The sequence below is a fragment of the Klebsiella sp. BDA134-6 genome (genome assembly GCF_015601345.1).
Taxonomy (GTDB): Bacteria; Pseudomonadota; Gammaproteobacteria; order Enterobacterales; family Enterobacteriaceae; genus Klebsiella; species Klebsiella grimontii.
The window spans coordinates 2,557,730-2,571,780 of the sequence record NZ_CP064784.1; the positions used below are offsets into that span (position 1 = coordinate 2,557,730).

Sequence of the window (14,051 nt, forward strand, 5' to 3'; positions counted from 1 at the left end):
CAGCAGCACGGCAAATCCTTTTAATACTTACCTGCGAGGTTCAGGGAATGCGAAATCTGCGAGTCTATGAAGAAGCCTGGCCGTTACATACCCCGTTTGTGATTGCCCGCGGCAGCCGCAGCGAGGCAAAAGTCGTGGTGGTGGAAATTGAAGAGAATGGTGTCAAGGGTACAGGCGAGTGCACGCCCTATCCTCGTTACGGGGAGAGTATTGCTTCGGTGATGGCGCAGATCATGGCAATTGGCGAACAGATTGAGCGCGGCGTTTCCCGCGAGGAGATCCAGCGCCTGCTGCCGCCAGGGGCCGCGCGTAACGCCGTGGACTGCGCGCTCTGGGACTGGCAGGCGCGAAGCGCGGGTAAGAGCATCGCGCAGCTGTTGGGCGTGACGCTGCCCAACCGGGTGGTGACGGCGCAAACGGTGGTTATCGGCACGCCGGAGCAGATGGCGGCCAGCGCGGCGGCGCTGTGGGAAAAAGGGGCTACGTTGCTGAAAGTGAAGCTTGACGATCATCTGATTAGCGAGCGGTTGATTGCCATTCGTGAAGCGGTTCCGCAGGCCACGCTCATCGTGGATGCTAACGAAGCCTGGCGCGGCGATGGCCTGGCCGAGCGTTGCCAGCTGCTGGCGGATATCGGCGTGGCGATGCTGGAACAACCGCTCCCGGCTGGGGCCGACGAGGCGCTGGAGAATTTTATCCACCCGCTGCCCATTTGCGCCGATGAGAGTTGCCATACTCGCGACAGCCTGGCGGCGCTGCGCGGCCGCTATGAGATGGTCAATATCAAGCTTGATAAGACCGGTGGCCTGACCGAAGCGCTGCTGTTGGCGCAGGAGGCTGAGCGCCTGGGATTTGCGCGAATGCTGGGCTGTATGCTGTGTACTTCCAGAGCCATCAGCGCGGCGCTACCGCTGGCGCCGGAGGTCCGTTTTGCCGACCTCGATGGCCCGACCTGGCTGGCGGTGGACGTCGAGCCGGCGCTGCATTTCAGCACCGGTGTGCTTCATCTTTGAGAGTGCCAGTGCAGCAGGTCCGTCATTGCCGCCAGGTATTTATCCGTCGCCTCGTCGGCGGATATCGGCGGGAATTCGGCGGTAATGCAGGGCAGGCCGATATCCGCGCACCAGCTGCCAAAGGAGCCGGGCGTTTCATAGCCGACGCTGCCCACCAGCGGCAGGCTAAACGCATCGGCGAGCCATTGACCCAGTTCGCTATGGCCGGGATCTTCAATACAGGCCAGCGGATCGTGAAACGAGACCACCCACGCGGGGTGGATCTGGTGGATAAGCTGGCACAGCGCCTGGGTTTCCGGTTCTGAGCCGGGTTTTTCGCCGGTGAGCAGAACCACATCGCGCTGTTCCGCCGCGCTGTTCCAGCGATAAACCGTTTCGCCTTCTTTCCAGTTCGCCGCCGGAAAATTCCGGTTCAGGTCGATCCCGCGCGCGTTAGCGCGCAGCCCCAGCTGGCAGCCGTCCGGGTTGACCGCCAGCACCACATGATGACGGCGCAGCTCGGGTTTGAGCGTACGCAGCGCGCAGGAAAGCGTGACTATGGATGAGCCTTCATCGCCGTGGGTTCCGGCAAGGATCAGGCCGCTACGGCTATCGGCCAGCGGCGCCGGGAACCACAGCAGCGGCGCGCCAAGGTGAGACTGGCCGTAGCGTTGTGTTCCTGGCGGAAAATCACCGCGCTGAGGGCGAGGACGAGAAACGGGCATAGGGCATCCTGTTATCAGGTTATTTTTCAGCAGTGTTGTGTAAAACCGTCCCGGAATCAAATAGTTTCCAGCGATAGTGAAATCAGCATAGACGTCAACTTTCTTTCACAAGCCGTTTGCAATTTCAGGTGATGAAACAAATAATTATCGCACTGCCAGCTCTGGTTTTTTTATTTTAAAGGGGATCTTATGAAGTATCCTGTCACATTGACATGCGGCGCGCTGTGGTTAGCCAGCGTCTCTTCTCTTGCCTGGGCGGCTGATGTCCCGCCGGGCACTGTTTTAGCCGAAAACCAGGTGCTGGTGCGGCATATTAAAGACGAGCCCGCCTCCTTAGATCCCGCGAAAGCCGTCGGTCTGCCTGAAATTCAGGTTATCCGCGATCTTTTTGAAGGTTTAGTCAATCAGGACGAGAAAGGCAACCTGATCCCGGGCGTGGCGACTCGCTGGCAGAGCAATGATAATCGCGTCTGGACATTTACCCTGCGCGATAACGCCCGCTGGTCCGACGGAACGCCGGTAACGGCAGAGGATTTTGTTTATAGCTGGCGGCGGCTGGTTGATCCCAAAACCACATCCCCGTTTGCCTGGTTTGCTGCGCTGGCCGGAATCGCTAATGCGCAAAATATTATTGATGGTAAAGCCGCGCCGGATACCCTCGGCGTTACCGCCGTTGACGCGCGTACCTTGCGCGTGCAGCTGGATAAACCGCTGCCGTGGTTCAGCAATCTGACGGCGAGCTTTGCTTTCTATCCGGTGCAAAAAGCTAACGTGGAGAGCGGCGACAACTGGACGCGTCCGGGAAGCCTGATTGGCAACGGCGCGTATGTCCTAAAAGATCGCGTGGTGAATGAAAAGCTGGTAGTGGTCCCCAATACGCACTACTGGGATAACGACAAAACGGTGATCCAGCAGGTCACATTTACGCCCATTAACCAGGAATCAGCGGCCACCAAACGTTATCTGGCCGGCGATATCGATATCACCGAGTCGTTCCCGAAAAATCTGTACCAGAAGCTGCTGAAGGATATACCGGGGCAGGTTTATACTCCGCCGCAGCTGGGAACTTATTATTACGCCTTTAACACTCAGAAAGGGCCAACCGCCGATGAGCGCGTCCGCCTGGCGCTTAGCATGACTATCGATCGTCGTCTGATGGCGGAGAAAATTCTGGGTACCGGCGAGAAACCGGCCTGGCGCTTTACTCCGGATGTGACCGCAGGCTTTACTCCGCAGCCGACGCAAATCGAAAGCATGAGCCAGGCCGAACTGAATGCCCAGGCAAAAGCGCTGCTGCAGGCGGCGGGCTACGGTCCGAACCGTCCGCTGAAGCTGACGCTGCTGTACAACACCTCGGAGAACCACCAGAAGATCGCGATTGCGGTGGCTTCCATGTGGAAGAAAAATCTGGGCGTCGACGTGAAGCTGCAAAACCAGGAGTGGAAAACCTATATCGACAGCCGCAATACCGGCAATTTCGATGTGATCCGCGCCTCGTGGGTGGGGGATTACAACGAACCGTCGACTTTCCTGTCGCTGCTGACCTCAACCCATAGCGGCAATATCTCCCGTTTCAACGATCCGGCCTACGACAAAATTCTGACCCAGGCGGCGCTGGAAACGTCGGAAAAAGCGCGCAATGACGATTACAACGCGGCGGAAAAAATCATTATGGCGAAAGCGCCCATCGCGCCGATTTATCAGTACACCAACGGGCGTCTGATTAAACCATGGCTGAAAGGGTATCCGATAGCCAATCCGGAGGACGTGGCCTATAGCCGCACAATGTATATCGTGAAGCACTGATGGGTACTGACATTTAAACCCGTAGCTGGCGCGATTTTAGCGCCAGCTCCTCCTTCAAATAATCTTCATCGAGGCAGTTATCCGGTTGTTTTTTTACCGCAGCAATTCGGCAAATTTCGCCAGCCATTGCGGATGGGCGGGCCAGGCGGGGGCGGTAACCAGATTGCCGTCAATATGCGCCTGATCGATACCGATGTCGGCAAAATGTCCACCGCTGAGCCGCACTTCCGGCGCGCAGGCCGGATAGGCGCTGCAGGTGCGGCCTTTTAATACCCCCGCAGCCGCCAACAGCTGAGGGCCGTGGCAAACGGCAGCAATAGGTTTACGCGCTGCGTCAAATGCCTGCACCAGTTTAAGCACTTCCGCATTCAGGCGCAGATATTCTGGCGCCCGTCCGCCGGGGATCAACAGCGCGTCATAATCTGCTTCTTTCGCGCTTGCAAAATCGGCGTTGAGAACAAAGCGGTGGCCGGGTTTCTCGCTGTAAGTCTGGGCGCCGTCAAAGTCATGGATGGCGGTCATAATGTAGTCGCCTTTGATTTTGTCAGGACAGACCGCATCAACCTGATGACCAATCATTTGTAGTGCCTGAAACGGCACCATGGTCTCGTAATCTTCGGCATAATCGCCCACCAGCATCAGAATCTTTTTGCCCATCATATTCACTCCTGTATGAAGAAAGGTGTCTAAGATATAGCCTGGCGGGAGAGGGAATGCGAACCACAACTCGGCTCTGGACAACAAAACAATGAATCCGCAGCTGTAATCCTTTACGACCTGGCTGGCGGGAGGCGGGCGCGCCGCTTTCGAACGGGCACCGGAAAGGAATTAATGAGCGATGAGCATTATTGTCTGCCGGATTTAAATATACCGGGTGAATGGATTGCTAATATTTCATTGCGCTCACTGAGTCTTAATGCCTTGTCAGGTCTAATAATCAAAGAGGAATATTTGAGGGGGATTATTTGTGGTTTTTATACCAATCCTGTCTGACATTTTTTATGACTATATTAACGTCTGGTTCAGGGAACATTCATGGCTTGCAAACGATAAAAAAAGAATTCGATCTTTATTTCTTTTGTCAGGCGTATTTTCAGCGATGGAATAATAATTATTACCGTTATACATTGATTTTCATCAATTGAACAGATGTGTTGAGATGTGAATTCATTATCTATTCATAAGGCGGGCGTAAATCCTTTCTTTATTGTAAGTAAACGCTGGGTATTTCATATTGGTTTTGTTCGTCTGATACTTTGGTTTTTACATTTTGATTAAAATCCTTAAGGGAAGTCTTATATTGGACTTTCGAACTGACGGGTTGATATTTTCTGATGCTTTGCTCTACTATGGTTTTGTCATCAAACGTCGTTATTTTTAACAAATATTCCTCAAGGGAAGGGACCGCTATGGCTGATAGTTTCCAGAATGAAGTGCCAAAGGCACGCATTAATTTAAAGCTGGCTCTGCATACAGGGGGCGCGCAGAAAAAAGTCGAGCTGCCGCTGAAGCTTCTCACCCTCGGTGATTTCAGTAATGGTAAAGAGGACCGACCATTATCTGACAGAGAAAAAATCAATATCAACAAAAATAACTTCAACAGCGTCCTTGCGGAATTCAACCCGGAAATAAACCTGACCGTGCAGAACACGCTGGCCGGAGACGGCACGGAGGAAAGCATTAAGCTGAACTTCGCTGATATGAAAGACTTCGAGCCTGAGCAGGTTGCCCGTCAAATTCCGCAGCTTCGCGCCATGCTGGCGATGCGTAATTTATTACGTGACCTCAAATCCAACCTTCTGGATAACGCCACTTTCCGAAAAGAGCTCGAAAAGATCCTCAAAGACCCGGCGCTGTCTCAGGAATTACGCGATGAAATGAGTGCACTGGCCCCGAAATAAACGGCGTGCGTTATTTAATGGATTAACCGGGAATATGCTGATGTCTGTAAATACTGAAACCGCCTCTACGCATGGGCAGACCGCTGTACTGGAAAAAGAGGGCGTTTACGCCTCCCTGTTTGAAAAAATCAACCTGACCCCGGCGTCCCGCCTGGGGGATATTAACAACTTTCTGGATGATGCCGCACTGTCTGACGCCCCGGCGGGCGAACGTCTGACGGCGGCGATGCAGGTGTTTATGGACTGCATCCGCAAGTCCGGCCAGCCGGTGGAGAAGCTCGACAAAACCCTGATCGATCGCCATATCGCGGAACTGGACTACCAGATTAGCCGCCAGCTGGATGCGGTCATGCACCACGAAGCGTTCCAGAAAGTGGAATCCCAGTGGCGCGGTCTGAAGCAGTTGGTGGACAGCACAGACTACCGACAGAACGTGAAAACCGAAATTCTGGACGTCTCGAAAGACGATCTACGTCAGGACTTCGAGGACGCGCCGGAGCTGATCCAGAGCGGCCTCTACTGGCACACCTACACCGCAGAGTACGACACCCCCGGCGGCGAGCCCATTGGGTCGGTGATCTCCGCTTACGAGTTCGACGCCAGCCCGCAGGACGTGGCGCTGCTGCGCAACATCTCTAAAGTCTCAGCCGCGGCGCATATGCCGTTTATCGGCGCCGTCGGTCCGGCCTTCTTCCTGAAAGATTCCATGGAAGAGGTCGCCGCCATCAAAGATATCGGCAACTACTTCGACCGTGCCGAATACATCAAGTGGAAATCCTTTCGCGACACTGACGATGCGCGCTATATCGGTCTGGTGATGCCGCGCGTGCTGGGCCGGCTGCCGTATGGTCCGGACACCGTGCCGGTGCGTAGCTTCAACTACGTCGAGCAGGTGAAAGGCCCGGACCACGAGAAATACCTGTGGACCAGCGCGTCGTTCTCCTTTGCCGCCAACATGGTGAAAAGCTTTATCAATAATGGCTGGTGCGTGCAGATCCGCGGCCCGCAGGCGGGCGGGGCGGTGAAAGATCTGCCGATCCACCTTTATGATCTGGGCACCGGCAACCAGGTGAAGATCCCGTCAGAGGTGATGATCCCGGAAACCCGCGAGTTTGAGTTCGCCAGCCTCGGTTTTATCCCGCTGTCGTACTACAAGAATCGCGACTACGCCTGCTTCTTCTCGGCGAACTCCACCCAGAAGCCGGCGCGGTACGACACCGCCGACGCCACCGCCAACAGCCGCATCAATGCCCGCCTGCCGTACATCTTCCTGCTGTCGCGCATTGCGCACTACCTGAAGCTTATCCAGCGAGAAAATATCGGCACCACCAAGGATCGTCGTCTGCTGGAGCTGGAGCTCAACACCTGGGTTCGCGGCCTGGTCACCGAGATGACCGACCCAGGTGACGAGCTGCAGGCCTCTCACCCGCTGCGCGACGCGAAGGTGGTGGTGGAAGACATTGAGGACAACCCGGGATTCTTCCGCGTGAAGCTGTTCGCGGTGCCGCACTTCCAGGTGGAAGGGATGGACGTCAACCTGTCGCTGGTTTCTCAAATGCCGAAAGCCAAATCGTAAGGTGAGGGGAAATCAGGGATGAAAATTTATCGTCCACTGTGGAATGAGGGGGCTTTATTGTCTCCTCAACAGTTCCAGCAGCAGGCTGAATGGGAGTCTTTTCGCAGTGCCGGCGTATCAGCGCTGGCATCCCCATTCCCCTGGGGTGTGGAAAAGATTGAGTTTAATGACACTCTTCTTTCGTCCGGCCTGATCCAGATTACGCAGTTACGCCTCTGGCTAGAAGATGGAACTCTTATTGATGCGCAAAGGAGCGATCTGCCTCCGGCGCCGCGTGAGTTAGATGCCAGCCAGCTGGCTGGCCGTGATGCGGTAACTGTCGTCATTGCCCTGCCTCACATGCAGCCAGGTGTGAGCAACATTGAACTGGAAGGCGTCAATTCAGATCGGCCGCTTCGCTATCGCGAAGAGTGGGTGACATTGCAGGATGCCTTTGGCTCTGAAGAAGAGTCCATGGCCGTTGCCCGGTTTAATTTCACCATCCGGTTTGCCCATGAAAGCAATGATTCCTGGAAAGTCTGCCCGGTAGCAAGACTGATCCGGGATGGGCAAAATGCGTGGCGACAGGATTCGTCTTTTATTCCTCCAGTCGCCTCATTTGGGGCAAGCCCGGTCCTTCGCGAACGTCTGGTGTTGCTCAATCGCCAGTTACGATCCCGACGCCAGCGTCTGATGACTATGCGTCGTGAAAGCAACGAAAGGCTCGCCGATTTTGCCGTCGCCGATGTTTCCCTTTTCTGGTTGCTGAATGCACTGAATTCTCACGCCAGAGTGCTGACAGAATACGAACGTTTTCCTTCCCGTCCACCAGAACAGGTGTGGGCGGAGCTCGCTCGTCTGGCAGGCAGTATGCTGACTTTTTCTCTGGACCATGATCTTGACGCCATACCGGGCTATGACCACGAGGAACCGGCCAACGCATTTCCACCGCTGTTTGACCTGATAACGGGTTTGCTGGAAGCGAGTCTGCCATCCCGGGTCATTGCTCTGGAAATGTCCCGACCGGACGGACAGACCTGGAAGGCCAGCCTCCACGATATCCGCCTGCGTGAAGAGGCCGACCTTTATCTCTCTGTGCGCTCGGATATTCCGGCCTGGCAGGTCGCCGAGAAATTCCCTGCACTCTGTCAGGCGGGTTCACCTGATGATGTCCGCGAGATCTATGGTGTGGCACTCAAGGGGATCCCTTTGATCCCGGTGAGCAGGGTCCCGGCAGCGTTACCTGTACGCATGGAAAACCAGTACTTCGCCCTTGATATGGAAAGCCCCGCTGCGCATGAAATGCAGGAGCAGGGGGTGTGTATGTTCTATGTGCCTGAGTTACTTGGTGCCCTGGAACTTGAACTGTTTGCGGTATTGCGCTCATGAGACAGGATATCGATATCGACCAGCTGATGACGGAGACGTGGCTCACCGTCACCATGCTTAAGAAAGGCGCCGTCACGCTTGATGGTACTGCGCTTTACAATAAATGCGTTAAACAGGTTGAAAGTGTGCGGGAAGCGCTGGAGCGTGCTGGTTATGACGACGCCAGTGTGGAGCATATTTCCTACGCACAATGTGCCCTGCTGGACGAAACGGTGATGAGCCGCAAGCCCGAACAAGGCGAACAGGGGGAGGCGCCGAAAGTTGATGAAGGCCAGGCGGCCTGGCGTAAAGCTCCGCTGCAGGCCCGTTTTTTTGGCTCACTCCGGGCAGGTGAAGCGTTATGGGATCGCATTGCAGAGATTCTGCGTCAGCCCTCACCGAATCCGGCCGTTTTAACCTGCTATCACCGTGTGATTGCGCTGGGCTTTCAAGGATTATACAGCCTGAAGGCGGTCAGCCAGTCGCAGCGGGATGAGGTAGTGAAAGCCCTTTCCGAGCGGGTTTCTCCGCCTGATGCAGACCTGTCTCTGGTTGTTCACCGGATGGGGAAACATCGCTGGAGCCTGATGCGTTCAGTCTGGTTCTGGATAGCGCTTGCCATCATCCTTACCGGCGTTATCTGGTGGGGCGGTCATCTGTGGCTTCAGGCACTGTTGTCAGCACAAATACCGGAGCTGCATGGCTAATGCGTAGATCAGTCATTATTCCGGTTGCACTGCACACCTTAGCAGCCGTTGCCACGGTGCTGTGGTTGCTGTGGTATTTCATCCCGGCTGGCAACGTTTTTAAAGGCCTGATCACTCTGCTGATTCTCCTTCTGGCAGGCTGGTATGTTTTTAAAAACCTTCGGCGTGAGGAGCCAGTATCCGACGTTACCCTCCCGGCTGCTGAACTGCCATTACACGACACCCGGGGACCCGTTGTACTGGTGTGTGGTGACATGCTGGAAGCGTTGTTTCCGGGAAGTCCTCTGCGTAAAACAGCCCAGGGATGGTGGCTGCGGGCCGGTGACGTCAACCGGTTAACCGACGTTGTCCGCAGTATCCAGACGCAATTCCCGCGCCAGGTCGGTCAGCTCTCGGTGATGTACCGCTGCCTGCCAGATCATCATCAGGATGACGCCGTTCTTCGTTCCACACTGAAAACGCTCCGCCAGCAGTGTAAGCAGATTAAATCCCTGACGGGTTTCACACTACCGGTTGTGTTGAGTGCAGAATTTTCCGGGCCAGAAACGCCCTGGATAATCGTTCGGGATGATAAGCCGATTGTCTGTCCGGTAAATGATTCGCCGCAGGCTTTCATCGACTGGCAGCAGGCGGAAGACAATATCGTGACGCTGCCAGCGATCAGTCAGGCGTTTTCCTTTATCCGTCATACCCTGACTGATGAGCTGGAGAAGCCTGACCGGTTAACGCCCCCTGAACGAGCATTTTCCGTGGCAATGCGCCTCGGTACCGTCCTTCCTGAAGCACAGTCAGTCTGGGCCGACTGGCTCTATTCCCGCACCTGTTTGCAGTTTTCCCGAAAACCAGGGCAGACAAATCCGACAAGTTTGTTTCCGGATGCGGTTCTGCCGCTGCTGGCACCTTTTGCATCAACTGTGCAGGGGGGCGCCCGTACCCGTCGCCTGATCCTGCTGATGTGGCTGTGTGCCCTGACTGCATTGGGTATTTCCGCGCTCAATAATCGTTACCTTATCCGTCATGTCAGTGCCGATTTACAGCGCTGGAATGCCATTCCCATGGATCATTACCGGCCTAAAGCGGAATCACTGGCCGCGCTGAAACAGGATGCGCTCCTGCTTGAACGCTGGCAGCGTCAGGGAGAGCCTTTACGTTACAGCCTGGGTTATTACCCGGGGCAACGCCTGTGGCTGGCCTTGCAGCAGGCTATCGATACCTGGACACCTCCACCCGCCCCTAAACCGAAACCGGTAACGAAAATTGTACGACTTGACAGCATGTCGCTGTTTGATTCCGGCAAATCGGCGCTCAAAGATGGCTCAACCAAAATACTCGTCAACGCACTGGTGGGGATCAAAACCAAGCCAGGTTGGCTGATCGTGATCAGCGGCCACACAGACAATACCGGTAGCGTTCAGCTCAACCAGACCCTGTCTTTACAACGGGCTGAGGCCGTCCGTAACTGGATGCGTGATACCGGGGACGTATCGGAAAGTTGCTTTGCCGTGCAGGGTTACGGTGACAGCCGACCGATTGCATCAAACGATACGCCTGATGGTCGCGCGCATAACCGGCGTGTCGAGATCAGCCTGGTACCGCAGGCTGACGCCTGTCGTCTGCCAGGCGCAAAGCACACGTCACAGGATGTACGTGACGTTTCAACTCAAGAAATGGAGAAGTAAACATGGCAATCCCAGTTTATCTGTGGCTGAAAGACGACGGCGGCGCTGACATCAAAGGTTCCGTAGATGTGAAAGATCGCGAAGGAAGCATCGAAGTTGTTGCTCAGGAACACACCCTGTATATCCCGACGGATAACAACACTGGCAAACTGACCGGAACCCGTATACACACGCCGTTCCTGTTTACCAAAGAAATCGACTCTTCCAGCCCGTATTTGTACAAAGCGGTGACCACCGGTCAGACCCTGAAGTCTGCTGAGTTCAAGTGGTACAAAATCAACGACGCCGGTCAGGAAGTTGAATATTTCAACACCAAACTGGAAAACGTCAAGCTGGTGAAAGTCGCACCGAAAATGCACGACATCAAGGATGCTTCCTTCGAGAAGCATAACCACCTTGAGCAGATCGAGCTGCGCTACGAAAAAATCACCTGGACCTACAAAGACGGCAACATCATTCATTCCGATTCCTGGAACGAACGTACCACGGCGTAAGCCCCTGGCGGACAGACTCCTCTCTGTCCGCCATTTTTGTTTTGCTCCGCACAGCGCCTGTCAGACGGACTCTTTGCAGAGCAGTCTCACAATTTATCGGCATGAACCTTATGGGCATTGGTTGACGGCCAGGGGCGGTAGCGTGCCTGAACAAGAGGGAACGACATGGAACATCATTCAGCAGTCCTGCTACGACGACTTAACCCTTATTGCGCCAGAGCACTGGAGGGGGCGGCTTCTTTATGTCAGACCCGAGCACATGCAGAAATTACGCCAGAGCACTGGTTGTTAAAGTTGCTGGAGCAGGGAGAAGGTGATCTGACCGTTCTCGCTCGCCGCTATGAATGGGACATGGATGCCGTCTGGCAGTCACTCCTGAGCTGGCTGGATGCGCAGCCTCGTTCAGTTCGCACCCGACCAGAGCTCTCTGCGTCCCTTCAGACTCTGCTGAAACAGGCCTGGCTTGCCGCCACGCTCGCGGGAGATGAGCAGATCCGCAGTATACATTTGCTCACGGCCATGATTGAAACGTCCGGGCTGACACGCTGCGATGGCCTCTGGCCTTTGATGACGCTGACCACCAGCCAGCTGGAAAGGTTACGCCCCTTGCTGGAAGCACAGTCGGATGAGCGGCATGAGGCTGCGCTCAGTGAGCAGTCTGGCAATGCCTCCATTATTGGCCGCGCGACGCCATCACAACATGAAGCGCAAAACCAGGCTGGAGACGGAAGTGCGCAGCCTGCCGTTTCACAGGAAGAGTCCGTTCTCAATCGTTTTACGGTTGATGTGACCGCCCGTGCACGGGAAGGAAAGATTGACCCGGTCTTTGGTCGCGATAACGAAATCCGCCAGATGGTGGATATTCTCTCCCGACGCCGTAAGAACAACCCCATTCTGGTGGGTGAGCCTGGCGTGGGCAAAACGGCCCTGGTTGAAGGCCTGGCACTACGTATCGCCGAGGGCAACGTGCCCGAAAGTCTTAAGCCTGTCATCGTCAGGACACTGGATCTGGGTTTGCTTCAGGCGGGTGCCGGTGTAAAGGGTGAATTCGAACAGCGTCTGAAAAATATCATCGACGCCGTCCAGCACTCCCCGGTGCCGGTGCTGGTCTTTATCGATGAAGCGCATACCATTATCGGGGCAGGTAATCAGGCGGGCGGGGCAGATGCCGCCAACCTGCTGAAACCGGCGCTGGCTCGCGGCGAACTGCGCACCATTGCGGCCACCACCTGGAGTGAGTACAAGCAGTATTTCGAACGTGATGCCGCCCTTGAACGCCGCTTCCAGATGGTCAAGGTTGATGAGCCCGATGATGATACGGCCTGCCTGATGCTGCGGGGCCTTAAATCCCGCTATGCCGAACACCATGGTGTACATATTACCGGCGAAGCCGTCCGCGCAGCGGTGACACTTTCCCGCCGCTATCTGACCGGACGCCAGCTGCCTGATAAAGCAGTGGACTTACTGGATACCGCAGCGGCCCGGGTACGGATGAGCCTGGACACGCTGCCTGAACAGCTTACCCGGTTGCAGGCGCAACTGACTGCGCTTGCCATGGAACAACAGGAGTTATTGGAAGATATTTCCCTGGGTAACACCGTTGATGCCAGCCGTCTGCTGCAGATCGAACAGCTCACACAGGAGCTCAATCAGCAAAAAGCTGCCCTTCAGTCACAGTATGATATCGAAAAGCAGCTCACCGACTCGCTGAAAGCCTGCCGGGAAGACATCAGCCGCCAGAAAGAGATCTCCGCCTTCCAGCAGGAGCTCTCCCGGATTCAGAATAACAGCCCATTACTGGGGCTGGATGTTGATGTCCGCACCGTTGCGACCGTTATCGCCGACTGGACAGGGGTTCCTCTCTCGTCGCTGATGAAGGATGAGCAGACCGAATTACTGACGCTGGAAGAGCAACTGGCAACACGTGTGGTTGGCCAACATCCTGCCCTGAATGCCATAGCCCAACGACTGCGAGCGTCAAAAACCGGTCTCACGCCGGAGAACGGGCCGCAGGGTGTGTTTTTACTGGTGGGGCCAAGCGGGGTGGGCAAAACAGAAACCGCGCTTGCGCTTGCTGACGTTATGTATGGTGGTGAGAAATCGCTCATTACCATCAACCTGTCTGAATACCAAGAGCCGCACACGGTCTCGCAGTTGAAAGGCTCACCTCCGGGCTATGTCGGATATGGTCAGGGCGGCATTCTCACCGAGGCGGTCCGTAAGCGACCGTACAGCGTGGTGCTGCTCGATGAAGTGGAGAAGGCCCACCGGGATGTGATGAACCTGTTTTATCAGGTCTTTGACCGGGGCTTTATGCGGGACGGGGAAGGGCGTGAAATTGATTTCCGCAATACCGTGATCCTGATGACATCCAACCTGGGCAGTGATCAGTTGATGCCGCTGCTGGACGAGCAACCAGAAGCCACGGAGAGCGATCTACATGAACTGTTACGCCCAACCCTGCGCGATCATTTCCAGCCAGCGCTATTGGCTCGCTTCCAGACGGTGATATACCGCCCGCTGGCAATGGATGCCATGCGTACCATCGTCGGCATGAAGCTCGCACAGGTGAGTACGCGTCTGCAACGCCACTACGGCATTTCCACTCACATTGGCGAAAGCCTCATCGACACCCTGACGACAGCCTGTCTGCTGCCGGATACCGGCGCCCGTAACGTCGACAGTCTGCTTAACCAGCAGATCCTGCCGGTTCTGAGCCAACAGTTGCTGAGTCATATGGCGGCGAAACAAAAGCCATCTTCGCTAAAACTGACCTGGGATGATGAAGAGGGCATTGTGCTGGCGTTTAATGAACAGGCAGAAG

General features: G+C 55.5%; 11 protein-coding genes and 1 pseudogene. 10 read left to right on the forward strand and 2 right to left on the reverse strand.

Going from position 1 to position 14,051, the window contains the following annotated elements; all coding sequences use genetic code 11:
* The first annotated feature begins 47 nt into the window (after positions 1-47).
* Entirely contained in the window at positions 48-1,013 is a 966-nt protein-coding gene (ycjG, locus tag IYV58_RS11760; protein ID WP_142445361.1) for an L-Ala-D/L-Glu epimerase, read from the forward strand.
* Here ycjG and mpaA read toward each other — a convergent pair.
* Positions 1,004-1,717 (reverse strand): murein tripeptide amidase MpaA, encoded by a 714-nt coding sequence (gene mpaA / locus IYV58_RS11765; RefSeq protein WP_004121196.1) that lies wholly within the window; start codon positions 1,715-1,717, stop codon positions 1,004-1,006. The two genes, ycjG and mpaA, sit on opposite strands and share 10 nt — an antisense overlap.
* 189 nt (positions 1,718-1,906) lie before the next feature.
* On the opposite strand from mpaA, the gene IYV58_RS11770 reads away from it, so the two are divergent.
* Positions 1,907-3,523: a peptide ABC transporter substrate-binding protein gene (locus IYV58_RS11770; RefSeq protein WP_004121195.1), complete on the forward strand. Its 1,617-nt coding sequence runs from the start codon at positions 1,907-1,909 to the stop codon at positions 3,521-3,523.
* Positions 3,524-3,616: 93 nt separating this feature from the next.
* Here IYV58_RS11770 and IYV58_RS11775 read toward each other — a convergent pair whose 3' ends face one another.
* A complete protein-coding gene (locus tag IYV58_RS11775; protein ID WP_112166433.1) occupies positions 3,617-4,180 on the reverse strand; it encodes a DJ-1/PfpI family protein in 564 nt (187 codons plus the stop codon).
* 174 nt (positions 4,181-4,354) lie between these two features.
* Here IYV58_RS11775 and IYV58_RS11780 point away from each other — a divergent pair, with 174 nt between their 5' ends.
* From IYV58_RS11780 to tssH, 8 genes and pseudogenes are all read left to right on the forward strand, one after another.
* Positions 4,355-4,516, forward strand: a complete 162-nt coding sequence (locus tag IYV58_RS11780; protein ID WP_157261941.1) for a hypothetical protein — start codon at positions 4,355-4,357, stop codon at positions 4,514-4,516.
* Positions 4,517-4,932: 416 nt separating this feature from the next.
* Positions 4,933-5,424: a type VI secretion system contractile sheath small subunit gene (gene tssB, locus IYV58_RS11785; protein WP_142445359.1), complete on the forward strand. Its 492-nt coding sequence runs from the start codon at positions 4,933-4,935 to the stop codon at positions 5,422-5,424.
* A 40-nt stretch (positions 5,425-5,464) separates the two neighbouring features.
* Positions 5,465-7,000, forward strand: a complete 1,536-nt coding sequence (gene tssC / locus IYV58_RS11790; RefSeq protein ID WP_142468575.1) for a type VI secretion system contractile sheath large subunit — start codon at positions 5,465-5,467, stop codon at positions 6,998-7,000.
* 18 nt (positions 7,001-7,018) lie between these two features.
* Entirely contained in the window at positions 7,019-8,368 is a 1,350-nt protein-coding gene (gene tssK, locus IYV58_RS11795) for a type VI secretion system baseplate subunit TssK (RefSeq protein ID WP_195729623.1), read from the forward strand.
* The gene (gene tssL / locus IYV58_RS11800) at positions 8,365-9,054 is read left to right on the forward strand and encodes a type VI secretion system protein TssL, short form (RefSeq protein ID WP_195729624.1); all 690 of its coding nucleotides are present in this window, start codon (positions 8,365-8,367) and stop codon (positions 9,052-9,054) included. Before tssK ends, tssL begins: the two co-directional genes overlap by 4 nt.
* The gene (locus tag IYV58_RS11805; protein ID WP_195729697.1) at positions 9,054-10,733 is read left to right on the forward strand and encodes an OmpA family protein; all 1,680 of its coding nucleotides are present in this window, start codon (positions 9,054-9,056) and stop codon (positions 10,731-10,733) included. The genes tssL and IYV58_RS11805 overlap by 1 nt, the downstream gene beginning before the upstream one ends.
* A 2-nt stretch (positions 10,734-10,735) precedes the next feature.
* Positions 10,736-11,227 carry an Hcp family type VI secretion system effector gene (locus IYV58_RS11810; RefSeq protein ID WP_001007312.1) on the forward strand — a complete coding sequence of 164 codons (492 nt, stop codon included), beginning with the start codon at positions 10,736-10,738 and terminating at the stop codon, positions 11,225-11,227.
* Between the two features lie 165 nt (positions 11,228-11,392).
* A pseudogene (gene tssH / locus IYV58_RS11815) lies at positions 11,393-14,041 on the forward strand (type VI secretion system ATPase TssH); the annotation flags it as partial.
* Positions 14,042-14,051: the final 10 nt, after the last annotated feature.

Excerpts from the sequence above, each read along its gene's own strand:
- ycjG (WP_142445361.1), top strand. The coding sequence starts at position 48 with ATGCGAAATCTGCGAGTCTATGAAGAAGCCTGGCCGTTACATACCCCG.
- mpaA (WP_004121196.1), bottom strand. The coding sequence starts at position 1,717 with ATGCCCGTTTCTCGTCCTCGCCCTCAGCGCGGTGATTTTCCGCCAGGA.
- IYV58_RS11770 (WP_004121195.1), top strand. The coding sequence starts at position 1,907 with ATGAAGTATCCTGTCACATTGACATGCGGCGCGCTGTGGTTAGCCAGC.
- IYV58_RS11775 (WP_112166433.1), bottom strand. The coding sequence starts at position 4,180 with ATGGGCAAAAAGATTCTGATGCTGGTGGGCGATTATGCCGAAGATTAC.
- IYV58_RS11780 (WP_157261941.1), top strand. The coding sequence starts at position 4,355 with ATGAGCGATGAGCATTATTGTCTGCCGGATTTAAATATACCGGGTGAA.
- tssB (WP_142445359.1), top strand. The coding sequence starts at position 4,933 with ATGGCTGATAGTTTCCAGAATGAAGTGCCAAAGGCACGCATTAATTTA.
- tssC (WP_142468575.1), top strand. The coding sequence starts at position 5,465 with ATGTCTGTAAATACTGAAACCGCCTCTACGCATGGGCAGACCGCTGTA.
- tssK (WP_195729623.1), top strand. The coding sequence starts at position 7,019 with ATGAAAATTTATCGTCCACTGTGGAATGAGGGGGCTTTATTGTCTCCT.
- tssL (WP_195729624.1), top strand. The coding sequence starts at position 8,365 with ATGAGACAGGATATCGATATCGACCAGCTGATGACGGAGACGTGGCTC.
- IYV58_RS11805 (WP_195729697.1), top strand. The coding sequence starts at position 9,054 with ATGCGTAGATCAGTCATTATTCCGGTTGCACTGCACACCTTAGCAGCC.
- IYV58_RS11810 (WP_001007312.1), top strand. The coding sequence starts at position 10,736 with ATGGCAATCCCAGTTTATCTGTGGCTGAAAGACGACGGCGGCGCTGAC.